Raw genomic sequence first — 25,095 nt, 5'->3', positions numbered from 1 at the left:
TTGCATTATGATTTTAAATAAAGAGACAGCAATTAAAACAGCTGAATTGCTGTTGCAAATTAAAGCAATTAAATTAGAACCGCAACAACCTTTCACTTGGGCCAGTGGTTGGAAATCGCCAATCTATTGCGATAATAGAATAATCCTTTCCTACCCTACTATAAGGAATTACATAAGAGAACAATTTGCTAAACAGATTGAGGATCTTTATGGGAAGCCAGATGTGATAGCCGGAGTTGCTACCGGAGCCATAGGTATTGGTATGTTGGTGGCAGAGTATATGAGCCTTCCTTTTGTTTATGTAAGACCAGAAGCTAAAGGACATGGAAGAAAAAACCAAATAGAAGGACATTTGGAGAGCGGACAAAATGTAGTGGTAATTGAAGACCTAATTAGTACCGGCGGAAGCAGTATTAATGCGGTAAAAGCCTTAAAAGAAGCCAATGTGAACATAAAAGGTTTACTTGCCATCTTTACTTATGGTTTTGATATTGCTGAAGAAAATTTTAAAGAAGCAAAGGTCGATTTACATACCTTGGGGAATTACGAGCATTTAATAGAAACTGCTTTAAAAACAAATTATATCAATGCCGAAGAGGCAGAAACATTAAAAACCTGGAGACAAGATCCCAGTAAATGGAACCAATAATATGAACTTAGAAAGTCCAAAAGTTACCACAAAAAAAAGTCAGCAAGAATTATATAATTTTCTTACTGAAGTAGACAATTACAAACAATTAATGCCAGAAAGTATAGAAAAATTTGAAGTTACCAAGCCAAACACCTTCCTTTTTGGTTTGAAAGGAATGCCTGAAATAGAATTGGCCATAAAAGAAACTGTAGAACCAGAATTAGTTGTTTTAGGATCTACATCAGATAAATTCAATTTTTCATTAAATATTATTATAGAACAAAATGGAGACAATAGTGATGCACAATTATTGTTCGACGGGAAATTCAATGCAATGGTGGCAATGATGGCAAAGAGCCCACTAAAGAAATTTATCACTACACTTAGCGAAAACATATCTACTCTTTAGAAGAGCAATTTAAGCTCCTTAAGATCGAAAATACGAATTTCTTCATCTTCAACCTTTAATCTAAGAAGACCAGATGGGGTGACCCCTAAGATGATACCAACAATAAAGCTTCCATCTTTTAATTGAAAGGTGGAAGCTTTATTATTTCGGAATAAATTGACTTCATAATCTTCATGAACATTTTCAAAAAACGATTTATCGTTGGAGAGTATCATTTTTTCAAGCTGCTCTAAAATAATAGAAAGAACTTCCTCCGTAGAATAAATGGTTCCAGTAAGATTCTTTAAAGAAGCTGCTTTAGGAAGATCTGGGAAGTGAACTTGATTGATATTAAGCCCAATCCCAATAATACTAGCACCTATAACATTGTTTTGCAAAATATTCTCAATGAGTACTCCACCTATTTTGTAACTGTCTGCCATAATGTCGTTAGGCCATTTCAACTTTAAATTGTTAATTTTTAATTGCTTTAGTGCCTTAATTATTTGCAATCCAACTGCAGCACTAATCAAGAATTGGTCGTTAATCTCTACACATGGTTTTGGGTAAATAACACTAAATGTGAGGTTTTCTCCCGCATTAGAAACCCATGTTGCTCCACGCTGTCCTCGCCCAGAAGTTTGATTGTTAGCAACAATACAAATTGGGGAATTATTTTTATTGGTATTAAACCATTCTCTTGCCAAGGAATTAGTAGACTCGGTGGCATTAACTTTGATAATATGCATATATAAATGTAGTTAAGAATGGTGTTAAATGTTTATTGTAACAGACCACTTAAAAGACTAAAAAGTAATAACTTTGCGTAAAGAAATAAATTTAATGGCAAAAAAAGAAACGAACAACGATCAACTTATTGCTCATATCATAAAAGGAATAGAAGAAGTTAAAGGAAATGATATTGATATTCTTGACTTAAGGGAAATTGAAAATACTGTTTGTGATTATTTCATTATCTGTAATGGTACTTCAAATACACAGGTAAATGCCATTGTAAGCTCCGTACAAAAAACCGTAAGCAAATCTCTAAAAGATAAACCTTGGCATATAGAAGGAAGTGATAATGCCGAGTGGATCTTAATGGATTATGTGAATGTAGTAGTTCATGTATTCCAGAAACATATCAGGGAATATTATGATATTGAGAGTTTATGGGGAGATGCAAAAGTGACCTCGATCGAAACAAAGTATTAAAATCTAATTAAAGAAGAATGTCGAAGAAACAACCAAATAAAAAAATAGAACCTAAAAAACCAAAATTCAGTGCTTACTGGATTTACGGGGCTATTATCATTATATTCATTGGTATCAATATTTTTGGTGGATCAGGGTTCAATGAACCAACAAAGACCAATCCTGCAGAGTTCGAATCTTATTTGAAGGATGGGGATGTTAAAAAAATTGTAATAGTAAATAGAAATCAGGCAAAGGTTTATTTAACGGAAGATGCAAAAGCTAAGGCTATACATAAAAAATCAGAGGAAGGCGAATTATTTGCTACTGGTGATTCCCCAGATTATAGCTTTGAATTTGGAGATTTACAAAATTTCGAAAATCAAATTCAAGAAGTAAAGTCTGAGAACAACTTAAATACTTTTGTTACTTATAACACAGAATCTAATGTGTTTGGTGAGATCATTCTAACTTTGTTACCATTCGTTCTAATCATCGGGATTTGGATATTCATAATGAAAAAAATGAGCTCTGGTGGTGGAGGTGGTCCAGGAGGACAAATCTTCAACATTGGAAAATCCAAAGCAAAATTATTTGATCAGAATACCGATGTTAAAACTTCATTTAAGGATGTTGCAGGATTAGAAGGTGCAAAAGAAGAAATTCAAGAAATAGTAGACTTTTTAAAGACTCCTGAAAAATACACCTCTCTAGGTGGTAAGATTCCAAAAGGTGCTATTTTAGTAGGCCCTCCGGGAACCGGTAAAACTTTATTAGCAAAGGCGGTAGCCGGTGAGGCAAAAGTGCCGTTTTTCTCTCTATCTGGATCAGATTTTGTAGAAATGTTTGTAGGTGTAGGTGCTTCTAGAGTACGTGATCTTTTTAAACAAGCAAAGGAAAAATCTCCTTCTATTATATTTATAGATGAGATTGATGCAATTGGTAGAGCCAGAGGAAAGAGCAATATGTCTGGATCTAATGACGAACGTGAAAACACTTTAAATCAGTTACTAACTGAGATGGATGGTTTTGGAACCAATACTAATGTTATTGTTATTGCTGCAACCAACCGTGCAGATGTATTAGACAAGGCATTAATGAGAGCTGGACGTTTTGACCGCCAAATCTATGTTGATCTACCAGATGTAAGAGAACGAAGAGAAATATTTGAAGTTCACCTTCGCCCTATCAAAAAAGTAGCAGACGAGCTAGATATAGAATTTCTTGCTAAGCAAACTCCAGGATTCTCTGGGGCAGACATAGCAAACGTTTGTAACGAAGCGGCTTTAATTGCTGCTAGAAAAGGAAATAAAGCAGTAGGAAAACAAGATTTTCTTGATGCTGTAGATAGAATTGTTGGTGGTCTTGAAAAGAAAAATAAGATTATTACTCCAGATGAGAAAAAAGCAATCGCTTATCACGAAGCTGGACACGCCACTGCAAGTTGGATGTTAGAACATGCCGCACCTTTAGTAAAAGTAACCATAGTTCCAAGAGGGCAATCCTTAGGGGCAGCATGGTACTTACCAGAGGAAAGGTTAATCGTACACCCAGAGCAAATGTTAGATGAAATGTGTGCTGCTCTAGGTGGTAGAGCTGCTGAAAAAGTGATCTTCAATAGAATTTCTACAGGTGCATTAAGTGATTTAGAAAAAGTTACTAAGCAAGCTAGAGCAATGGTTACCATTTATGGATTAAATGATAAGGTAGGAAACCTTACTTTTTATGATTCTTCAGGCCAAAGTGAATATAACTTCACTAAACCTTATAGTGAGAAAACTGCTGAACTTATTGATAGAGAAGTCTCAAATTTAATTGAAACTCAGTATCAAAGAGCAATTGCATTATTAGAGGCTAATAAAGATAAACTGTCTCAATTAGCAGATATTTTGCTGGAAAAAGAAGTGATCTTTAAAGACGATCTTCAAAAGATATTTGGAAATAGACCATTCCCTGAAAAGGAAGAAATTCCATTGATCGCTAAAAAATCTGACCCCAAAGATGAAACTTCTGAAGACAGTGAAATAGAAGAAGAATCTCCAATAAATAAATAATTATATAATCCTTCGTAAAAAATCTTAATTTACCTTAGTGTTAAATTAAGATTTTTTACCTTTGGTTTAAAGGTGATATAAAACCCCGAATTCTCAATATGAGTCTATTTAGAAAATTTTTTAATCCTAAATCTAAATCAGACAAAGGTCAGGACAAGCCAGAAAATTCTGACCGTGGCAAATATATGCCAGATGTTAAATTACCAACCGATGAGCGATTCATGCTCAACTTCAAAAATAACGGTGGTAAATTCCTTTATTGTGAAAATGAAGAAGAAGTTACAGCTGCCTTTGACAATATTCTGTTGGAAAATGATTGGTACGAACAACCAACTTGCTGTTTTGACTCTAACCTAAAAAAGAGGTTCGATAAATTCAATTTAGAATTCAACAAATCAGGAGATTCAGCATTTTTTCTCTCCACTTGCGAATATTTAATCGCAAATGATGGTTCTATTTTGATTTCATCCAATCAAATAAAAGAGAAGAGATTTAATGAACTACCCCAGAATTTTATAATATTAGCCTCTACAAGTCAGTTAGTTGACAACATAGGAGAAGGCTTAAGAGGAATTAAATTTAATAACAAAGAAAGGATCCCTTCCAACATTACCACCATAAAAAGTTTTGAAACTCAAAAAGAAGGTAATTTTATGAGTTATGGAAGTAGCACAAAAAACCTATATTTGATGCTTCTGGAAGATTTATAAAATATGAGGGAAACTATTATTAGGGCAATTTCTGGATTACTATACGTATCCATTTTAGTAGCATCAATTCTATCTTCAGAATTAATCTTTATTGGCCTTTTCTTTCTTATTGGATTTGTTTGCTTATTGGAACTAGAGAAACTTTTAAGGTTAAAAAGTTATGCTTTATATGGAGTACATATCATTTTATTTTTCCTTTTCAGTTACCTGAAATTCAATTCAAACGCAACCTTACTCTTACTAGTCATCACCATCTTCGTAAATTTATTTTTAGTTAAAGATTTACTTTTTATTAGAACAATACCTGTATTTGAAAAGAAAAAATACATTATTCTCATATTCTATTTAATCTCTTCTATCATATTTCTCACCTTGATACCTACCTATTCAGGTAAATTTAACCCGGACTTAATAGTTGGCGTCTTTGTACTTATTTGGACAAATGATACTTTTGCATACCTGGTTGGTAAGAATTTTGGAAAGAATAAATTATATGAAAAGATCTCTCCTAACAAAACCATTGAAGGTTTTTTGGGTGGAATGGTATTTAATTGTGTTGCCGGATACTTCTTATTCTATTTCACCCGTTATCTCAATATTGAATTCTGGTTGGGATTAGCCATTTTATTGAGTATTTTTGGTACGCTAGGAGATCTTATTCAGTCTAAATTTAAACGTCAGGCTGGAGTAAAAGATAGTGGAAAATTAATGCCGGGTCACGGTGGATTATTTGACAGATTGGATAGTATCATATTTTCCAGTCCTTTTGTTTATGCTTATTTATTGATAATAAACTATGTTTCATAAAGAAGGTTATAAGATCATGATTTTTACTGCAATTTTATTAATTGTAGTAAACGTAATATCCTATTTAAACGTCAACGTTTACTGGGTAAAATTCTCTATACTGGCGGTTAGCATATTACTCTTTTTATTAATTTTACAGTTCTTTAGAAACCCTAAAAGACCTACTCAGTTGAATAATGCTACTGTGGTTTCACCTGTAGATGGGAAAGTTGTTGTGATAGAGGAAGTAATGGAGAATGAATATTTCAAAGAAAAACGTTTACAGGTTTCTATATTTATGTCTCCAATAAATGTTCACGTAACTAGGCACCCAATTGGTGGCTTAGTGAAATTCAGCAAATATCATCCAGGAAAATTCTTGGTTGCATGGCATCCAAAATCTAGTGAAGAAAATGAGCGAACTACGGTAGTTGTAGAAAATAACGTTGCCGGAGAAGTGCTTTACAGGCAAATTGCAGGAGCTTTAGCAAAGCGAATAGTGAATTATGCTGTGGAAGGTCAAGAAGTGATTCAAGGAAGCGACAGTGGATTTATAAAGTTTGGATCTCGCGTAGATGTATTTTTACCTATTGGAACTAAGATCAATGTAAAATTGAACGAGAAACTTAAGGGTGGAGTAAGCGTAATTGCCAATCTAGATTAATTATATTAAAATGTTAAGTTCTTCAGATCCAAAATTTTTAAAAGCTTATGAAATGGCGAGCAATACCAGTTTGAAATTTCCGCCAGATATCATGCTTCATTTTTATGCTTACTATAAGCGAGCAACAACCTTGAATGGATTTTACACTACTAAAGATGACGAGGATATAAGAAATGGCTTTAAAGCGAATGCCCTTATACAAGTAAAACAACTCTCACAATTGGAAGCCAAACAGAAATACATAGAAATGGTAGAAAAACATATTGGGCAAATATAACTACTTGCCCAATGATTATTTTTCTTTAATCCCTCATTGAGGGTTCAATTCCCCGAGGCCTGCCCGAAACATTCAGGCGGGCTTGTCTCGAATTTTTAAAAGTATTTTCCAAATCATACCTCGTAGGCTTGCCCGGAGGTTCTTAATTTCTTTCTGCCACTATTCTAATCCAGCCAAACTAGCCTTTAACATTTGGATTTTCGCTTCAGCATCTGCCTGCTTGGCTTTTTCAACCGCAACAACAGCTTCTGGAGCATTCCCTACAAAACGTTCATTTGACAGCTTCTTTTGAACAGATTTCAAAAATCCTTCAGTATATTTCAATTCTTCCTGAATTTTCCCCTTTTCAGCTTCCACATCTATAGCACCTTCAATTGGGATAAAATATTCGTTGGACTTCACTCTATAAGAAAGAGAACCTTCCACTTGCTGATCTACATATTCCAGATTAGATACATTTCCAAGCTTCGTGATCACCTCATTAAAAGTAGTAGAGGTGTTCTCATTGTTCAATATCTGAAGCGATATTTGATCCTTAAAAGATATGTTTTTAGATTTTCTGATATTTCTTATTCCCGAGATCACTTCCGAAGCAAAAGCAAATTCCGAAATAATAGTAGTATCAACTGTTAAGGCTTCAGGCCATTTAGATATAATTAATGCTTCTTCTTTAGTTCGAGTGTCTAATTGTTGCCAAATTTCTTCTGAAATAAATGGTACAAAAGGATGCAATATCTTTAAATTATCTTCCAAAATTGCAATCACTTCTTTATAGGTTTTCTCATCTATAGCCTCTCCAAAATTTGGTTTAACCATTTCCAGGAACCAAGAACAGTAATCGTCCCAAATAAGCTTATAAGTAGACATTAGGGCATCACTCATTCTATATTTAGAGAAATGATCTTCTATTTCTAATAAAGTCTGTTGAAACTTAGCCTTATACCACTCTATTGCAATCGCCGAAGATTTAGGTTGCTCTATGGCGCTATCGATCTCCCAACTTTTTAGTAATTTAAAAGAGTTCCAGATCTTATTTATAAATCCGCTTCCTTGCTTACAAAGATCTATTTCAAACATTAAATCGTTCCCAGCAGGAGAACTAAGCAACATTCCAACTCGAACTCCATCTGCACCATATTCATTTATAAGCTTTATAGGGTCTGGAGAATTACCAAGAGATTTAGACATTTTTCGTCTTTGTTTATCTCTAACGATCCCTGTTAAATAGACATTTGTAAAGGGTTTTTCACCTCTATATTCATAACCAGCTATCATCATTCTGGCAACCCAAAAGAATAAAATTTCTGGGGCAGTAACTAAATCATTTGTTGGATAATAATAATTTATTTCTTTGTTGTCTGGTTCTAGAACCCCATTAAACACACTCATTGGCCATAACCAGGAAGAGAACCAAGTATCTAAAGCATCAGAATCTTGTTTGAGATCTAGAAGTTTAAGCTCAGCATTATTTGTTTGTACTTTTGCTTTCTCTAGAGCCTCTTCAACAGTTTCTGCAATTACAAAATCATTTTTACCGCTTCCGTAATAATATGCTGGGATTTGTTGCCCCCACCATAATTGTCTTGAAATGTTCCAATCCCGCACGTTTTCCATCCAATGTCTGTATGTATTTACAAACTTATCTGGAACAAGATTGACCTCTTTATTAAGCACAGCATCTAAAGCAGGCTGTGCCAGTTCTTTCATCTTCAAAAACCACTGATCGCTTAACTTTGGCTCTATAACTGCACCAGTACGTTCGCTAGTTCCTACTTTATTGATATGAGTTTCGGTCTTGATTAAAACTCCTAAACTCTCTAATTCTTTAACAATCTCTTTTCTAGCCTCGAACCTGTCTTTCCCTTGGTAGTGTAATCCAAATTCATTTAAGGTTGCATCGTCATTAAAGATATCTATCACTTCCAGATTGTGGCGCTCTCCTATTTCTTTATCATTGATGTCATGAGCTGGAGTAACTTTTAGACATCCTGTACCAAATTCTACATCTACATAATCGTCTTCTATAATTGGAATAGCTCTATTGGCTAATGGAACTATCGCTTTTTTACCCTTAAGATGACTAAAACGATCATCGTTTGTGTTTATACAAATAGCAGTATCTCCCAAGATTGTCTCTGGGCGGGTTGTAGCTATAGTTACTGTCTCCTCACTATTTTCTATTTTATATGTTAGATAGTAAAGGTTTCCTTGCTTTTCCTGATAAACAACTTCTTCGTCGGAAAGAGTTGTTTTCGCTTCTGGATCCCAATTCACCATCCTGTAGCCTCTATAAATTAGGCCTTTTTCATACAGATCTACAAATACTTTTATAACTGAAGCAGACATATTCTCGTCCATGGTAAACTTTGTGCGTTCCCAATCGCAAGAAGCTCCTAATTTTTTTAGCTGTTCAAGGATAATTCCACCGTGTTTGTGGGTCCAATCCCAAGCATGCTCCAAAAACTCTTCTCTAGAAAGATCGTTTTTGTTTATACCCTCTTCCTTTAATTTAGCTACAACTTTTGCTTCTGTAGCGATAGATGCATGATCTGTTCCAGGCACCCAACATGCGTTAAAGCCTTTTAGTCTTGCTCGTCTTATAAGAACATCTTGGATAGTATTATTCAGCATATGGCCCATGTGCAACACCCCCGTAACATTAGGGGGAGGAATAACAATGGTATATGGAGTCCTGTCATCTACCTCAGAATGAAAATAACCTTGCTCCATCCAGTAGTTATACCATTTATCTTCTACCTTTTGGGAATCGTATTTTTGGGATGTTGACATAATTGGTCTAGTTTTTGAAAATATCTGCAAAAGTACTTATAAGTTGAAGACTATAAAAGAAGTAGTTTTGCTTATATGTTTTTAAGTTTATTCAAAACAAGTTACCTTTACTTAATTGAAAATTAGAAATTATGAAAAAAATCATTTCAATATTAATACTGATAGTAACTGGTTTTTCTACTATCAATGCCCAAAATACTGCTAAATTTGAATTCAAGTCTGAACTTATAGACTACGGAGATATAGAAAAAGGGAGTGATGGCATAAAAGTTTTTCATTTTAAAAATATAGGCTCCGAGCCCTTAATTATTGAAAACGTTTATTCCAGTTGTGGTTGTACCGTACCTACATGGACTAAGGCTGCAATTGCAGCAGGGAAATCTGGAGAAATTCAGGTAAAATATGACACTAATCGAGTTGGACCAATTAGAAGAACAATAACAATTTATTCTAATGCAGATGAGCCAACAAAAGCGGTAAAAATAAAAGGAAGAGTTCTAGATCCTGACGAAAAATCTTAATTTCAAAAAAACTCTCGAGAAATCGGGAGTTTTTTTTATAATACTCGTTTCAGTTCGAAACGGATATCTAACGACACGCCATTCCTTGTTATCTTCAATTTGATAGTTTTCCCCTCGCCAGAACTAAACATTTTACTTATTTGGGAGAGTTTATAATTGTAAGCAGCTTTCTTATTGATGGTTTCAACTAAATCTCCAACCTTTAATCCTGCCAGAGCTGCAGGCGAATTAGGCCTTACTTCAGCAATAATATATTGTGGGTCCAACTTAAATTTAACCTTAGAATAACTCTTATAAACAACCACCCCTTTAAATGCATCTTCAGATTCACTAAATACTGGAGAGTTGTTATTTTCAAAATCCTTCACAATAGTATATCCTTCATGAGCAAGCACAATACCACTCATACAGGGCAAACGCATTAAAAAAAGTTTAAGTTAATTGGGTAAAAAAGAGTGCCAATCACTTAAAAAACCAGCAGAATATTTGCTGTTTTCAGTTTAAAATATTGTATATTATACTGATAATAAATATTTTACACATTTGAAAACCGCCCAAAAACTAAAGACCATATTTGGTCAAATACCCGACTTTAGACGTTCCCACAAGCAACTTTATGATTTGGAAAGCATCCTTCTCATCGGGATCATTTCAGTAATCTGTGGGGCAGATTCATGGAACGAAATGGAAAACTATGCCAACTCAAAAGAAGAATTCCTTAGCAGCTTCCTTGATCTGCCCAATGGCATCCCTTCGCACGACACATTTAATCGCGTTTTTTCCAATATTGACAGTGATCAATTTGAAAAGTGCTTTATACAATGGGTCAGTGATCTTGCACAACTCCAGCCCAGGGAAATCATTGCCATAGATGGCAAAACAATCAGGGGTGCCAAAGCTGGCGGTAAAAAATCCCCGGTGCACATGGTCAGTGCTTGGGCAAACGACAATAATTTGGTCTTGGGACAAGTCAAGGTTTCTGAGAAGTCAAATGAGATTACTGCCATTCCAGAATTATTAAAGGCCTTGTCCATAGAAAACACCATTGTAACCATTGATGCCATGGGATGTCAGACAGAAATAGCCAAGGCCATCGTCAATAAAAATGCAGACTATATCTTGGCCGTAAAAGACAATCAACCTCAGTTGCTGGAGCATATTGAAGATGAATTTAGATTTGGGAAAACCATGGAATCAAACCTTGTCCAAGAACTGGACCATGGCAGGATAGAAACCAGGACATGCAGTGTGATCGACAACTTTCAGTTTATTGAAAAGACCAATAACTGGGAAAACCTGACAAGTGTTATAAAAATAGAAAGCAAACGTGAGTTTAAAAACTCAGAAAAGCCTGCACAACATGCAATAAGATATTATATTTCAAGTATAAAGGCCAGCTCCCAAGATTTCCAAAAGGCCATTCGTTCCCATTGGTCCATAGAAAACAAGTTGCACTGGACTTTAGATGTTGCTTTTTCAGAAGATGCTTCTAGAAAAAGAACAGGCAACTCCACTCAAAATTTCTCGATACTCAATAAAATCGCATTGAATTTGTTGAAAAATGAAAAATCATCCAAAATAGGCGTTAAAAGCAGAAGGCTCAAAGCGGGATGGGACAACCACTATCTGATAGAAGTGCTGAATCTAATGAAAGTTTAATGCGTTTGCCCTGACCACTCATATCATATTCAAACGGCTCTCTAAAATTTTTGTTAGATTTTAACCTTAATCGCTTATTCTTATAATCGAAAGTAGAAGTGAATCGTTTTAAAACCTGAGAGCCCAAGCTTCCATTACGGGACTTATATTTTGAAACCCCTCAAAATAAAAAGTGTCTGGAAAACTTGCAGTCACCCCGTCTAATTGGAATTTCCCTAGTTTTAAGTTATCAACCCTAGCTCGTTTTCCATAGACACTACCCCCCCATTCCAAATCCCAGAAAATCTTCAAAATTTTCATCAGGGATCTCAATCCCTAAATCGGGGGCTTCAAAGATCCAAAGAGCATCCCCAGATCCACTATCTATCAAAAGATCCATCGGAAGGAAACCTTTATTCTCTATACTCACCAATGCCTTTATATAGGGTTTGTTTTTATGAAACACCAAATCAAAATCATCACAACGCCTACATCTCTTATAAACATAAGAATCTATATTATAAGCTATAAGTCGTTCTTTTGTGTAAATGAATTCAACGACAAAATCCTTAAAAAATCATATCCAATAATTCCATTAATAGGCAAGCCTAGCCTATTGGAGAGGCTGATGTCATGATCATAAACTATATAAACGGTGAAATCAGAATGTGATGCACTCCCTATACGCACAGTGTTTCCCGTAGATTTAATAGCAGTGATCGCCTCTCCTTCTCCTCAGCCCCGAAGTAAAATATCGGTTGCATTTTTTACGTTCAAAGAATCTTTTTCTTCTAAGCTAAATATGATAGAAGATTCTACACCAGTATCGAGTAAAAATGTAAGTTCCACCCCATTTATTTCTAAGGGAATAACAACAAGATCGTTTACAGATTGAAATGAAAGATCAAATTTATTTTTCCCTTCATCTATTTTAAAAACACCTTGAGCTGTAGAAATATTGAAAAAACATAGAAAAACTAACAATATGTAAATAGGGCATAACATGTTTTTATTTAATTTACGAAAATATGAGCGTAAATGACAATCCCAAAAAATTGAATTCTGCATTATATTTCGCATTTTTGCAATGAAAAAATAAAAAAGTTATGCCTAAAATTTCAGTTAAAGGTAATTCTATGCCAGAATCACCAATTAGAAAATTAGTTCCCTTTGCAGAAGCAGCCATTAGAAAAGGCCGAAAGATATATCAACTAAACATTGGACAACCAGACATAAAAACCCCATCGGTAGCACTAGATGCTGTTAGAAATCACAATATAGAAGTTCTTTCTTATAGCCACTCAGCCGGTTTTGAAGGATACAGAAATAAATTAGCCAATTATTATAAGAATCATGACATTCCTGTTAATGGTGAACAAATAATAATTACCACAGGCGGTTCTGAAGCATTGCTTTTTGCAATGGGTAGTATTGCCGATATTGGGGATGAAATTATTATTCCAGAACCATTTTACGCAAATTATAATGGTTTTGCTACTGCTTCAGGAATAAATATTGTTCCTGTTGAGTCTAAAATTGAAACAAATTTTGCCCTCCCTCCTATTGCTGATTTCGAAAAATTGATCACTGCTAAGACCAAGGCGATATTAATATGTAATCCGGGGAATCCTACAGGATACTTATATACTAAAGAGGAAATAGATCAATTAGCCGAAATGGCAATTAAACACGATATCTTTTTAGTAGCAGATGAGGTTTACAGAGAATTTGCTTATGATGGTGCAAAACATCACTCAGTAATGAGTATTGACAAATTGAAAGATCACGCGATCATGATCGATTCAGTCTCTAAAAGATATAGTATGTGTGGCGCTAGAATTGGATGCTTAGTTTCTAAGAATAAAGAAGTTATTCATACTGCAATGAAGTTTGCACAAGCCAGATTAAGTCCTCCAACATTTGAGCAAATTGCTAGTGAAGCAGCATTAGAAACTCCTCAGAGCTACTTTGATGATGTTATAAAAGAATATACTTCCAGAAGAAATTTACTTATTGCAGGACTAAAATCGATTGATGGAGTAAAAGTTGCCACTCCAAAAGGAGCCTTTTATTGTATTGCAGAATTGCCAATTAAAAATGCCGATAATTTTGCGAAATGGTTATTGGAGGAATATCAATTAGATAATGAAACAATAATGGTTGCACCTGCAGCCGGGTTTTACTCTACTCCAAATACAGGTTTAAATCAAGTTAGGATTGCTTATGTTCTTAAAAAAGAAAATCTTGAAAGAGCAATTGAAATATTGAAAAATGCTTTAACAGTTTACAAAGACTAATGAGGGTTTCCCAAAATGCTTCTTTAAAATCTTATAACACTTTCGGAATAGATGTTAAGGCAAAAACCCTAATCTCTGTTGAAAGTGTAGATGAGTTGATCTCTGTACTTAAAAAAAACGATACTGAGGATCTTTTTATATTAGGAGGAGGCAGCAACATGTTGCTTACCCAAAATATAGATACCACGGTAATTCATATAGATATTAAGGGTTTTGAAGTTGTTAGGGAAACTGAAGAATTTGTTTTTGTGAAATCTTATGCTGGTGAAAACTGGCACGAATTTGTTTTGTATACTCTTGAAAATAATTGGGGCGGACTAGAAAATCTATCACTTATCCCAGGAAATGTAGGCACCTCCCCTATCCAGAATATTGGGGCTTATGGCGTAGAGCTAAAAGATCACTTTGTATCCTGTGACGCCCTTGACATTCAAACTTTAGAAGTTATAAATTTCACCGCAGAAGAATGTGAATTTGATTATAGAAATTCTATTTTCAAAAATAAGGTTAAGGGGAAATATATTATCACCAACGTGGTTTTCAAATTAACGAAAGCCAATCATAAACTGCTCACTAGCTATGGTGCAATTAATGAAGCATTAGTAGAAATGGGGGTAAATAATGTAGGAATTCGGGATATTTCTAATGCTGTAATTAAAATTAGGCAACAAAAATTACCAGATCCTAAGGAATTAGGAAACAGTGGAAGTTTTTTCAAAAATCCAGTGATAAGCAATAAAGAGTTTGAAGTATTAAAGGAACAATTCCCAGAAATACCAAGTTATAATGTGGGAGAAGACAGTATTAAAATACCTGCAGGATGGCTAATAGATAAAGCTGGGTTAAAAGGATACCGGGAAGGAAATACTGGTGTACATAAAAACCAGGCTTTAGTATTGGTCAATTACGGAGAAGCGACAGGGGAAGAAATACTGAAGTTATCACGTAAAGTTCAAGAAGAGATACTTACCAAATTCAACATTTATCTAGAACCGGAAGTAAATATTATTTAAAATAAAAAAGTCCCGCACTTGCGGGACTTTTTCTAAACTAGATTTTCTTACTAGTTATGATTTCTTCATCACAACAGCGTCAATAACATGTACAACTCCGTTAGAAGCATCAACATCTGCTTGAATTACTGTAGCGGTTTTACCGTTACCATCCTTTAGCATGATCTTATCTCCGCTCATCATTGCATTTAATTCAGCACCTTCAACAGTTTTAAATGTGTAAGTACCGTTATTGTCCTTAATAGCTTGAGCTAAATCTGCAGATGTAATTTCACCTGAAACTACATGATACTTCAAAACAGTTTGCAAATCAGACTGATTTTCTTTCATCATTAAATTATCCAAAGTAGCTTTTGGCACTTTAGCAAATGCATCGTTCGAAGGAGCAAAAACAGTAAATGGTCCTTCATCCTCGTTCATCATTGTTGCAAGTTCTGCAGATTGTAGAGCACTTACTAGAGTGCTTAAACCTGGCGTAGCCATAGCTTTTGCGGCAATACTATTAGATTGCATTTCCATTTTTTCTTGTTCCATTTTCATGTCAGCTTCTCTTGTAGCCCCTTCTTCAGCTTCCATTCTTTCCATTTCCATCTTCTCTTCCTGCTCTTTTTTCTTATTATCTTCACAAGATGTAAAAGCAAATGCCGATAAAATGGCAACTATTAATAAATGTTTAATTTTCATAATTTAGTTTTTGTGTTAATTAATTGATGCAATTTAGCTCGGATTCCACAATTATTGCACATTTAGCAATTAAAGTTTAGTTAAAATTTGCAAAGGTTATACTAATGTATTGATTGGATTTTTTTTGACCTTTTTTTATCCGTATTTTTGTATCATTAATAAACATTATGGAATTACTTCTAATTACAATAGTATTATTAGGCCTTGCTTTTGCTGGAATAGCAATAAAAATCTGGGCGAAAAAAGATGGGGAGTTTGCAGGAACTTGTGCTAGCCAAAGCCCATTTTTAAATAAAGATGGAGAAGCATGTAGTTTTTGCGGAAAACTACCAGACGAAATAAAAGATTGCTCAGATTCCAAAAATTAGGAATTTTAAGATATGGCAATATTTTTATTCGGATTATTTCTTCTGATTACCCTTATTAATATCCTATTCTTTATAGGATATTTTAGTTTTGCCTCCGCAAAAGAATCAACTTCCAATGCTACCCCTCCAGTCTCAGTAATTGTATGTGCAAAGAATGAAGCAGAAAATTTAAAAGACTTCATTCCCCTTATCCTTGAACAAAACTACCTTAATTTCGAAGTTATTCTGGTGAATGACGCCTCTGTTGATGACACTTTGGAAGTGATGGAATATTTTGAAGAATTGGATCCTCGTGTTCATTTGGTAAATGTTCAAAACAATGAAGCTTTTTGGGGTAAAAAGAAATATGCCTTAACCTTAGGGATCAAAAAAGCAAAAAACTCAACTTTATTATTTACAGATGCAGATTGTAGACCGGAATCCAATATGTGGATCTCTGAAATGGCCTCAAATTTTCAACAAAACAAAACAATTGTTCTTGGTTACGGAGGATATTTAAAAAATAAAGGGTCTTTTCTGAATAAACTTATTCGATATGAAACTTTATTAACAGCAATCCAATATTTTTCATTTGCCAAATGGGGTATTCCCTATATGGGAGTAGGAAGAAATCTCGCATATACCTCTCAGGAATTTTATGCTCAGAATGGTTTTGCAACACATTTGCACATTAGATCTGGGGACGATGATCTATTTGTAAATCAAGCAGGAACAAAAGAAAATACTGTTATTACTTTTAACAGAGCTTCTATAACTAGAAGTATTCCCAAAACAGACTTCTCTACATGGATACTTCAGAAAAGAAGACATATCTCCACAGCACAATTTTATAAAAAGAAGCATAAATTCTTATTGGTCTCTTTTTTTGTATCTCAAATTGGATTTTGGATCTTGCTAATATCCTTGTTATTATTAAAAATACATTGGCCTATTGTGCTAGGGATTCTCATATTAAGACTGCTCATACAATATATCGTTTATTACAAGTCTGCTAAAAAATTGGATGAGATGGACCTTTTATGGTTAATACCATTTTTGGAAGTATTTTTAATCTTCACACAATTAAGTATCTTTAGCATGAATGTTTTTTCAAAACCAACCAATTGGAAATAAATAGCGAAGTTCTTTTAGAAATTGAAAAAGCTAAAAAAGGAGATCAGGCAGCTTATAAATATTTGCTGGATAAATTTTGGGGGGAAGTTTATAGTTTTCAGTTAAAAAGAATAAGAAACGAAGCAGATGCAGAGGATATTACCATCCAAACCTTTTCTAAGGCTTTTGACAAACTAAATAGTTTTAATGACAATTATGTTTTTAAAACCTGGCTTATCACTATTTCCAAGAATATCCATATAGATCTTTTAAGAAAAGAGAAGGCTTCTATTAGAGCTAATACTTCAGACACCAATATGGAATATGTTCATGAAATTATGGACGAAACACCATCCATGGAAGACATTTTAATAAACGAACAACATTTAGCTCAACTATTAAGTGATATAAAAAAGTTAAAACCAACGTATCAAGAAGTTATCAACCTTAGATATTTTCAGGAAAAATCTTATAAAGAGATCGCGTCCCACCTTGAAGAACCTATGAGTAATATAAAAGTAAAACTCTTACGTGCTAAAAAATTGCTCGCTCAAATAATAGAATCGCATAAAGCTTAATTCTACTTTTAAGACTATTCTATTCAAGTTACCCAATTCATCATATTATTGTATCTTTGAACCATAGATTTTTGATATGATAACAGAAACTTTAGCTACCCCAAAACGCACTCCTAAACCAAAATGGTTACGCGTAAAACTTCCAACCGGAAAAAAATACACAGAACTTAGAGGGCTTGTAGAAAAATACGACCTGCATACTATTTGTACTTCTGGTAGTTGTCCCAATATGGGTGAATGTTGGAGTGAAGGAACTGCTACATTTATGATCTTAGGAAATGTATGTACAAGATCATGCGGATTTTGTGGAGTAAAAACAGGGAGACCAGATACTATAGACTGGGATGAACCTGAAAAAGTTGCAAGATCTATAAAGCTTATGAAAATTAAGCATGCTGTAATTACAAGTGTAGATAGAGACGATATTAAAGATATGGGGTCTATTGTTTGGGCAGAAACTGTTAAAGCAATAAGACGAATGAATCCTGAAACAACTTTGGAAACCCTTATTCCAGATTTTCAAGGAAATGAGAGAAATATAGATAGGATTATTGCTGTGAAACCTGAAGTGGTTTCCCATAACATGGAAACGGTAAAGAGACTTTCAAGAGAAGTTAGAATTCAGGCAAAATATGAACGCAGCTTACAGGTTTTAAAATATTTAAAAGATCAAGGTATTGCCAGAACCAAATCTGGGATTATGTTAGGATTAGGGGAACAAGAAGATGAAGTAATACAGACACTTAAAGATCTTAGAAGTGTAAATTTAGATATCGTAACCATCGGTCAATATTTACAGCCTAGCAAAAAACACTTACCTGTTAAGCAATTTATTACTCCAGATCAATTTAAGAAATATGAAACTATAGGTTTGGAATTAGGTTTCCGCCATGTTGAAAGTGGAGCATTAGTGAGATCTTCTTACAAAGCTCAAAAACACTTAACTTAATCTCATTTCTTAAAATAGAATGTCAGAAAAAATTAAAATTGGAATTAATGGCTTTGGCCGTATAGGTCGTAATTTATTTAGACTTTTAATTGATCACCCCAGAATTGAAGTTGTTGCAATTAATGATATTGCAGATGCTGCCACTCTAGCCCATTTACTAAAATACGATAGTATTCATGGCCGGATCAAGGCTGAAATTGAGCACGAAGATTCCAAAATTTTAATAAATAATAAGGAAATTCCTGTACTGAAGCATCTTCATCCAAAAGATATTAACTGGAGCAAATACCAAGTAAATATTGTAATTGAAGCATCAGGGAAATTCAAAAAGCAGGAAGATTTACAATTTCATTTACAAAAAGGTGTAGAAAAAGTAATTCTTTCGGTTCCGCCAGATGACGATACTATTAAGATGGTGGTATTAGGAGTAAATGAGGATATTTTAGACGGAACTGAGCAAATAATTTCCAACGCCTCATGCACTACTAATAATGCTGCTCCTATGTTAGATGTTATTCGGAAGAATTTCGGGATAGAACAAGCATATATTTCAACCATACACTCCTACACTTCAGATCAAAATTTACATGATAAGCCTCATCGCGATCTAAGAAGAGCTAGAGCTGCTACTCAGTCTATTATTCCCACAACCACTGGTGCTGCCAAAGCACTTACTAAGATATTTCCAGAACTTAAAGATGTGATTGGTGGATGCGGTATAAGAGTACCAGTACCAAATGGTTCATTAACAGACATGACCATTAATATTTCCACAAATACAACTATAGAAGAAATAAATTCTGTCTTCAAAAAAGCATCAGAAACCTATTTAAAAGGAATACTGAGCTATACTGATGAGCCTATAGTTTCTATAGATATAATTGGCGATTCACATTCATGTGTTTTTGATTCAGGAATGACCTCTGTAATTGGAGGGGGATTAATTAAATTAATTGGTTGGTACGACAATGAAATTGGGTACTCTAGCCGGTTGAAAGATTTAATTTCATTCGTCGCAAAGAAATAACTATATTTAACATCATTATGCACCAGCCATTGCCCCAATGAGGAAATTATTATTTTTAATTGTTAGCCTTTTTTGTTTTAATTCAACGTTTGCTTTTCAAGAAAAAAGTGAGTTAGAAATAGCTGAAATAAATACCAAAATTGTTGAATTATTAGGTGAAGCTGAAATCTCTGTTAATGTTCTAAATTTTGAGAAAGCTCATCAGCAATTAGACACTGCCTTAGAACTTTCTAACCAAATAGACAATAAGAAATCTATTGCACTATCCAGTAGCATACTTTCCCAACTACTATATATTCGCCATGATATTCCAAAAGCGATTACAGAACTAGAAAGAGCAATTTCTATACAATTAGAAATGGACGATAAAGAAGGCCTTGCTTATAGTTACTTAACCTATGCTAAACTTTTTAATTCTGCGAACGCACCAGAAAGAGCAATAAAATATTTGAACTTGGCTCAGGAATATTATGAGGAAAAGAATCAAATTGAATTTCTAGGTATCGTTGAACTCAATCGAGCTATGATTACTCTAGGAATTAGCCAATCCAAAGAAAACTTAAACCTAGCATTAACCTATTTGAATAATGCAAAAGTATATTTAAAGGATAGTGACAATAATTATGAACTTTCCAGATTGTACTATTATAGGGCAAGAAATTATTTATCATTAGAGGAAATCACCCAAGCTGAACTGGAAGCTTTAAAATCTATCAAAATTGCAAAGGAGAACAATTTAGGAGGAATGGTGATGTATTCTTATGATTTGTTGAGCCAGATAAAGGAAGAGCAAAGAAAATACAGCCAATCCTTAAGTTATCTTAAGCTGAGTAATAATGTAAGGGATTCTATTTTCAATATTAGCAAAGAAGCATTGGCAGTAGAGGCCAATACCAGATATGGGGTAGATGCCATGCGAACCAATATGGCAGAACTGACCGAACAAAATGCAGAGCAAGAAAAATCTTTAAAGGTAAATAAGCTAACCACTATTCTAAGTGTTGCTCTTATAACCATATTATCTTTACTCACCTTATCTCTATATAAAAACAATAACTTAAGAGCTAGAGCTAACGATCTTTTACAAAATAAAAATGATGAACTAACTCTAGCAAAGGAAAATGCAGAAAAAGCATCATTAGCAAAGGCACAATTCCTTTCAACTATTACTCACGAGTTAAGGACTCCTTTATATGCAGTTACTGGACTTACCCACTTATTATTGGAAGAAAGCCCAACCGAAAATCAGAAGGAGCATTTAAATTCTCTGAAATTTTCAGGGGAATACTTACTTTCTCTTATTAATAATATTCTCGATCTTAACAAGCTTGAAGCTAAAAAAGTAGAAGTTTTAGATACTTCTTTCAATTTAGAAAAACGAATTTCGGATGTATTGGTAGCTCTTAAAAATTCTGCTGATGAAAAGAAAACAAAACTTCACTATTATTTTGATCCTGACATTCCTAAAAAGCTAAAAGGAGACCCACTTAAAATCTCTCAGATCCTTATTAATCTAGTTGGTAACTCCATAAAGTTTACAGAGGAAGGCGATATCTGGATAAATGTAAATAGGGTAAACCAAGTAGGCCAATCAGTATTTCTACATTTTGAAATAAAGGATACTGGAGAAGGAATATCTAAGGAAAAACAATCCTCTATTTTTGAAAACTTCACGCAAGGTTCACTTCAAATAAACAGAAAATTTGGAGGAACAGGATTAGGTTTGTCTATTGTAAAGAACTTACTAAACTTAATGAATAGTGAGATCTATTTAGATAGCGAATTTGGAAAGGGTTCTACATTTAGCTTCGACTTAAAATTTGAAGCATTCGAGCAAGCAGAAGGTGTAGCGGTATCTCAATTAGCGAAAATAGCACCCTTGACCAACGATATAATGCACAATAAAAAGATCTTGATTGTTGAGGACAATAAGATCAACCAAATGATTACACGAAAAATATTAGAAAAACATAACGTTATTTGCGATTTAGCAGATAATGGTACTATTGCTGTAGAAAAAGCCTCGAACAACTATTTTGATCTTATTCTTATGGACATTCATATGCCTGGAATTAGTGGAATAGAAGCGACTGTTTTAATTCGTAAATTCGATGATAAAATTCCAATTGTAGCTTTAACAGCGGTAACCTTAGATGAAAATTTAGATGAATTTTATTTAAATGGATTTACAGATATTATTCCGAAACCTTATAAAATAGAGGAGTTTTTCTCTAAAATCAATTTTCACTTGTCCAAAAGAAATGTTACTGTATAAATCTTGGCATGTAGTTTGAATATATAGGTTTAGTAGAGGTATATAAAAGATATATAGTTTGAATTTTAGCCAAATAGAAAAAATGAGATGCATCGTGCATCTCATTTTTCATTTAGGCATTTAAAATAAAGCTTTTTATCGCTTTATTAAAGCTATCAGTATTCTGAATAAATTTCATTTTAATAGGTAAATAGAACAGTCGCTCTAACTCTACGTCCCCCTTTAATCTCATAAAATCCTTTTCTGTAGTAATAATTAGCTTGGATTGAGCAATTTTTTTTATTTCTTCTGAAGAAAAATTATGATGATCGGGAAAGTTTAAATGCTGAAAAGAAATCTCAGAAGCATTTAAATATTCACATAAAGAATCTGGATTCGCAATTCCCGTTACCAAGGTTATTTCCTTATCAATTAATTCTTGAAGCCCTATTTTCTTAGTTCCATTAAAAACATAATCATTATAACTTATAAAACTAAAAAATAACTGCTGATAGTTTCTCAGTTTTAATTGGCTTCTAATGCTCTCTTGCTTCGCTATGCTTATATTATATGGGCATTTTGTGACTATTATAATTTTTGCTCTTCCTGCACCTACAACAGGCTCTCTTAAATTACCCGTTGGTAACATAAAATCGTCTTGGTATAGATCGTCATATTTGTTAAGCAAAATATTTAAACCTGCTTTAACTTTTCTATGCTGGAATGCATCATCTAATAATATAAGATCTGGATTGTGTCCCTCCCGGAGCTTAGCAATCCCCCTTCTTCTATTCTCATCTACAGCAACAATTGCATCCCTAAATTTGTTTTTAAACTGAAGAGGCTCATCTCCAACATTAGTAGCACTGTCAGCTATAGAAACCAATTTAAAACCTTTGGTTTTTCTTCCATAGCCTCTACTTAATGTAGCCACCTCATTATCTGGAAGTAAAAGCTCTAATAAATATTCTATCATAGGAGTTTTTCCTGTTCCACCAACACTTAAATTACCCACACAAACAACAGGAAAAGAATAAGACTCAGCTTCAACTACCTTTAGATCATACAGCAAATTCCTAATCAACATGATTAGACCGTATATTAAGGCGAAGGGAAAAAGGAATTTTCTTAGGATACTCATCTTAGCGAAAGTATAATATTTATATTTGAATTAAAATAGTAGAAGATGATTATTGCAGAGGTTATAAAACACTTAGAAGATTTTGCTCCCATTGCCACCGCCGAGGATTTTGATAATGTAGGCTTATTAGTGGGAGATGCAACAACAGCTCTAAAAGGTGTATTGGTAACTCATGACACTCTAGAAGAAGTGGTAGAAGAAGCAATATCTAAGAATTGTAACTTAATAGTAAGTTTTCATCCTATAATTTTTTCCGGACTTAAAAAGCTGAATGGGAAAAACTATGTAGAACGCGCAGTTATTAAAGCAATAAAGAATGACATTGCTATCTATGCCATACATACTGCACTAGATAATCATCATTTAGGAGTAAATAAGATCATGTGCGACAAGCTTGGGCTTCAAAATACCAAAATATTAATCCCCAAAAACGGAGTTATTAAAAAACTTACCACCTATGTTCCAAAAGAGCAAGCAGATGAGTTAAGAAAGAAATTATTTGAAGCTGGTGCTGGAGCTATTGGGAATTATGACGAATGTAGCTTCAATATTTCTGGCACAGGAAGTTTTAAACCTAATTTGGACTCTAAACCCACTATTGGAAAGAAGAATGAAATTCATTTTGAAGAAGAAATCCAGATAGGAGTAATTTTTCCGAAGCATTTAGAAAGCAGGATCTTAAAAGCACTTTTCAAAAACCATCCTTATGAAGAGGTAGCTTATGAACTTATCACTTTAGATAATTCACATCAGCAAATGGGAATGGGAATGATTGGGGAACTCCCTGAGGCAATTGAAGAAGTTGAATTCCTTTCTTTAGTGAAGAAAACATTTAAAGCAGATGGGATAAGACATTCCAAATTATTAGAAAAGAAGGTAAAGAAAATAGCAGTTCTTGGCGGAAGTGGAAGTTCTGCGATAGATGCTGCAAAAAGTGCAGGTGTAGACTTCTTTATAACGGCAGATCTTAAGTATCACGACTATTACAGAGCCGAACAAAAACTAGTGGTTGCAGACATTGGTCACTATGAAAGTGAACGATACACAAAAAACCTATTACATTCGTATCTTAGTAAAAAAATTAGTAATTTTGCGATTATTTTAGCGAATACAAAAACGAATCCCATCAAGTATTATTAAATATGGCAAAGAAAACCGAGGTTACTGTAGAAGAGAAGTTAAGAGCATTGTATGATCTTCAGTTAATTGACTCTAGAATAGATGAAATTAGAAATGTACGTGGTGAACTTCCTTTAGAGGTAGAAGATTTAGAAGATGAAGTAGCCGGATTAAATACACGTATACAAAAGCATGATACAGATCTAGAGGTTATTGAGAACGATATCAAAACTAAAAAGATCCTTATTGAAGACGCAAAAGCATCTATTAAAAAATATGCTGAGCAACAGAAAAACGTTCGTAATAACCGTGAATTTAATGCACTTAGTAAGGAAGTAGAATTTCAAGAACTTGAAATAGAACTTGCAGAAAAGCACATCAAAGAATATAGAGCTTCTATAGAGCATAAAAAGGAAGTTATTGGTCAAACCAAAGAGAAGTTGGAAGATCGCGAGAAGCACCTAGTGCATAAAAAAGGAGAATTAGAGGAAATTTTAGCCGAAACTCAGAAAGAGGAAGATATGCTAACAAAAAAATCTAATGATTTCGAAACTCAAATTGAAGACAGACTTATTACTGCTTACAAACGAATTAGAAATAATGTAAAAAATGGTTTAGCTGTAGTTCCTGTAGAAAGAGGAGCTTCTGGTGGATCTTATTTTACTATTCCTCCACAAGTTATTGTTGAGATTGCAAGTAGAAGAAAGATCATTACAGATGAGCATAGTGGTAGAATCCTTGTAGACGAGGAATTGGCCAAAGAAGAACAAGAAAAAATGGTGAAAATGTTTTCTAAGTTTTAAGATAACTTTTTCTAAATAATTCTAGGGTTTAAAATAATTGCAGATTATGCGATTATTTTAAACCCATTTTTTTTGGAGTAAATTGATTAACACCAATTTCACACAAACTCCTAAATA

Annotated in this window: 27 protein-coding genes; 20 read left to right on the top strand and 7 right to left on the bottom strand. The window is 33.9% G+C overall.

Translation table 11 applies throughout. The features are described from left to right. The first annotated feature begins 7 nt into the window (after positions 1-7). Both pyrE and H033_RS0107940 read left to right on the top strand, forming a co-directional pair. Entirely contained in the window at positions 8-649 is a 642-nt protein-coding gene (gene pyrE, locus H033_RS0107945) for an orotate phosphoribosyltransferase (protein ID WP_026837828.1), read from the top strand. 1 nt (position 650) lies between these two features. Further along, positions 651-1,040 carry a hypothetical protein gene (locus H033_RS0107940; RefSeq protein ID WP_026837827.1) on the top strand — a complete coding sequence of 130 codons (390 nt, stop codon included), beginning with the start codon at positions 651-653 and terminating at the stop codon, positions 1,038-1,040. On the opposite strand, the gene H033_RS0107935 is transcribed toward H033_RS0107940, so the two are convergent. Then, positions 1,037-1,768, bottom strand: a complete 732-nt coding sequence (locus H033_RS0107935) for a biotin--[acetyl-CoA-carboxylase] ligase (protein WP_026837826.1) — start codon at positions 1,766-1,768, stop codon at positions 1,037-1,039. The genes H033_RS0107940 and H033_RS0107935 overlap by 4 nt on opposite strands. 94 nt (positions 1,769-1,862) lie before the next feature. Here H033_RS0107935 and rsfS point away from each other — a divergent pair, with 94 nt between their 5' ends. The 6 genes from rsfS to H033_RS0107905 all read left to right on the top strand — a co-directional run bounded on the left by rsfS (position 1,863) and on the right by H033_RS0107905 (position 6,704). Then, the gene (gene rsfS, locus H033_RS0107930) at positions 1,863-2,234 is read left to right on the top strand and encodes a ribosome silencing factor (protein ID WP_026837825.1); all 372 of its coding nucleotides are present in this window, start codon (positions 1,863-1,865) and stop codon (positions 2,232-2,234) included. A 17-nt stretch (positions 2,235-2,251) separates the two neighbouring features. Next, positions 2,252-4,267 carry an ATP-dependent zinc metalloprotease FtsH gene (gene ftsH, locus H033_RS0107925; RefSeq protein WP_026837824.1) on the top strand — a complete coding sequence of 672 codons (2,016 nt, stop codon included), beginning with the start codon at positions 2,252-2,254 and terminating at the stop codon, positions 4,265-4,267. A gap of 98 nt (positions 4,268-4,365) precedes the next feature. Next, entirely contained in the window at positions 4,366-4,977 is a 612-nt protein-coding gene (locus H033_RS0107920; RefSeq protein WP_026837823.1) for an LUD domain-containing protein, read from the top strand. A 3-nt stretch (positions 4,978-4,980) separates the two neighbouring features. Further along, positions 4,981-5,784: a phosphatidate cytidylyltransferase gene (locus H033_RS0107915; protein WP_026837822.1), complete on the top strand. Its 804-nt coding sequence runs from the start codon at positions 4,981-4,983 to the stop codon at positions 5,782-5,784. Further along, entirely contained in the window at positions 5,774-6,427 is a 654-nt protein-coding gene (locus H033_RS0107910; RefSeq protein ID WP_026837821.1) for a phosphatidylserine decarboxylase family protein, read from the top strand. The genes H033_RS0107915 and H033_RS0107910 overlap by 11 nt, the downstream gene beginning before the upstream one ends. A gap of 10 nt (positions 6,428-6,437) precedes the next feature. Next, complete coding sequence (locus tag H033_RS0107905; RefSeq protein ID WP_026837820.1) at positions 6,438-6,704, top strand: acyl-CoA-binding protein; 267 nt, start codon at positions 6,438-6,440, stop codon at positions 6,702-6,704. Between the two features lie 159 nt (positions 6,705-6,863). On the opposite strand, the gene H033_RS0107900 is transcribed toward H033_RS0107905, so the two are convergent. Then, positions 6,864-9,494 carry a valine--tRNA ligase gene (locus H033_RS0107900; RefSeq protein WP_026837819.1) on the bottom strand — a complete coding sequence of 877 codons (2,631 nt, stop codon included), beginning with the start codon at positions 9,492-9,494 and terminating at the stop codon, positions 6,864-6,866. A gap of 131 nt (positions 9,495-9,625) precedes the next feature. Between H033_RS0107900 and H033_RS0107895 the strand changes: the two genes are divergently transcribed. Continuing rightward, positions 9,626-10,015 (top strand): DUF1573 domain-containing protein, encoded by a 390-nt coding sequence (locus tag H033_RS0107895; protein ID WP_026837818.1) that lies wholly within the window; start codon positions 9,626-9,628, stop codon positions 10,013-10,015. A gap of 35 nt (positions 10,016-10,050) precedes the next feature. Here the strand turns inward: H033_RS0107895 and H033_RS0107890 are convergent, their stop codons facing one another. After that, positions 10,051-10,437, bottom strand: a complete 387-nt coding sequence (locus H033_RS0107890; RefSeq protein ID WP_081661820.1) for a PDZ domain-containing protein — start codon at positions 10,435-10,437, stop codon at positions 10,051-10,053. A 121-nt stretch (positions 10,438-10,558) separates the two neighbouring features. Here H033_RS0107890 and H033_RS0107885 point away from each other — a divergent pair, with 121 nt between their 5' ends. Further along, entirely contained in the window at positions 10,559-11,674 is a 1,116-nt protein-coding gene (locus tag H033_RS0107885) for an ISAs1 family transposase (protein WP_026837816.1), read from the top strand. 256 nt (positions 11,675-11,930) lie between these two features. Here the strand turns inward: H033_RS0107885 and H033_RS21825 are convergent, their stop codons facing one another. Together H033_RS21825 and H033_RS21820 are read right to left on the bottom strand one after the other, a co-directional pair. Beyond that, on the bottom strand, positions 11,931-12,119 hold the full coding sequence (locus tag H033_RS21825) for a hypothetical protein (RefSeq protein ID WP_026837815.1): 189 nt from the start codon (positions 12,117-12,119) through the stop codon (positions 11,931-11,933). Between the two features lie 269 nt (positions 12,120-12,388). Then, positions 12,389-12,721 carry a hypothetical protein gene (locus tag H033_RS21820; protein WP_196809429.1) on the bottom strand — a complete coding sequence of 111 codons (333 nt, stop codon included), beginning with the start codon at positions 12,719-12,721 and terminating at the stop codon, positions 12,389-12,391. A gap of 38 nt (positions 12,722-12,759) precedes the next feature. Between H033_RS21820 and H033_RS0107865 the strand changes: the two genes are divergently transcribed. Both H033_RS0107865 and murB read left to right on the top strand, forming a co-directional pair. After that, complete coding sequence (locus H033_RS0107865) at positions 12,760-13,950, top strand: pyridoxal phosphate-dependent aminotransferase (protein ID WP_026837813.1); 1,191 nt, start codon at positions 12,760-12,762, stop codon at positions 13,948-13,950. Beyond that, the gene (murB, locus tag H033_RS0107860) at positions 13,950-14,963 is read left to right on the top strand and encodes a UDP-N-acetylmuramate dehydrogenase (protein ID WP_026837812.1); all 1,014 of its coding nucleotides are present in this window, start codon (positions 13,950-13,952) and stop codon (positions 14,961-14,963) included. Before H033_RS0107865 ends, murB begins: the two co-directional genes overlap by 1 nt. A 54-nt stretch (positions 14,964-15,017) precedes the next feature. Here murB and H033_RS0107855 read toward each other — a convergent pair whose 3' ends face one another. Next, positions 15,018-15,647, bottom strand: coding sequence for a fasciclin domain-containing protein (locus tag H033_RS0107855; protein WP_026837811.1), 630 nt, complete (start codon positions 15,645-15,647; stop codon positions 15,018-15,020). A gap of 167 nt (positions 15,648-15,814) precedes the next feature. Here H033_RS0107855 and H033_RS0107850 point away from each other — a divergent pair, with 167 nt between their 5' ends. From H033_RS0107850 to H033_RS0107825, 6 genes are all read left to right on the top strand, one after another. Next, positions 15,815-16,015 (top strand): hypothetical protein, encoded by a 201-nt coding sequence (locus tag H033_RS0107850; RefSeq protein ID WP_026837810.1) that lies wholly within the window; start codon positions 15,815-15,817, stop codon positions 16,013-16,015. A 12-nt stretch (positions 16,016-16,027) separates the two neighbouring features. Then, on the top strand, positions 16,028-17,128 hold the full coding sequence (locus H033_RS0107845; protein WP_026837809.1) for a glycosyltransferase: 1,101 nt from the start codon (positions 16,028-16,030) through the stop codon (positions 17,126-17,128). Continuing rightward, complete coding sequence (locus H033_RS0107840; RefSeq protein ID WP_026837808.1) at positions 17,119-17,685, top strand: RNA polymerase sigma factor; 567 nt, start codon at positions 17,119-17,121, stop codon at positions 17,683-17,685. The genes H033_RS0107845 and H033_RS0107840 overlap by 10 nt, the downstream gene beginning before the upstream one ends. A 76-nt stretch (positions 17,686-17,761) precedes the next feature. Continuing rightward, positions 17,762-18,634, top strand: a complete 873-nt coding sequence (gene lipA / locus H033_RS0107835; protein WP_026837807.1) for a lipoyl synthase — start codon at positions 17,762-17,764, stop codon at positions 18,632-18,634. Positions 18,635-18,653: 19 nt separating this feature from the next. Further along, entirely contained in the window at positions 18,654-19,661 is a 1,008-nt protein-coding gene (gap, locus tag H033_RS0107830; protein ID WP_026837806.1) for a type I glyceraldehyde-3-phosphate dehydrogenase, read from the top strand. 37 nt (positions 19,662-19,698) lie between these two features. Next, positions 19,699-21,936 carry an ATP-binding protein gene (locus H033_RS0107825; protein ID WP_026837805.1) on the top strand — a complete coding sequence of 746 codons (2,238 nt, stop codon included), beginning with the start codon at positions 19,699-19,701 and terminating at the stop codon, positions 21,934-21,936. 112 nt (positions 21,937-22,048) lie between these two features. Here H033_RS0107825 and lpxK read toward each other — a convergent pair whose 3' ends face one another. Then, positions 22,049-23,056 carry a tetraacyldisaccharide 4'-kinase gene (lpxK, locus tag H033_RS0107815; protein ID WP_026837804.1) on the bottom strand — a complete coding sequence of 336 codons (1,008 nt, stop codon included), beginning with the start codon at positions 23,054-23,056 and terminating at the stop codon, positions 22,049-22,051. A 45-nt stretch (positions 23,057-23,101) separates the two neighbouring features. On the opposite strand from lpxK, the gene H033_RS0107810 reads away from it, so the two are divergent. Together H033_RS0107810 and H033_RS0107805 are read left to right on the top strand one after the other, a co-directional pair. Next, the gene (locus tag H033_RS0107810) at positions 23,102-24,196 is read left to right on the top strand and encodes a Nif3-like dinuclear metal center hexameric protein (protein WP_026837803.1); all 1,095 of its coding nucleotides are present in this window, start codon (positions 23,102-23,104) and stop codon (positions 24,194-24,196) included. Between the two features lie 2 nt (positions 24,197-24,198). Beyond that, entirely contained in the window at positions 24,199-24,978 is a 780-nt protein-coding gene (locus tag H033_RS0107805) for a zinc ribbon domain-containing protein (protein ID WP_026837802.1), read from the top strand. The last annotated feature ends 117 nt before the right edge of the window (positions 24,979-25,095 follow it).

It is taken from the genome of Gillisia sp. JM1 (assembly GCF_000424645.1).
Classification (GTDB): Bacteria; Bacteroidota; Bacteroidia; order Flavobacteriales; family Flavobacteriaceae; genus Gillisia.
The sequence above is the reverse complement of the archived record's forward strand: the minus strand, read 5'-3'. Positions and strand labels throughout refer to the sequence as shown.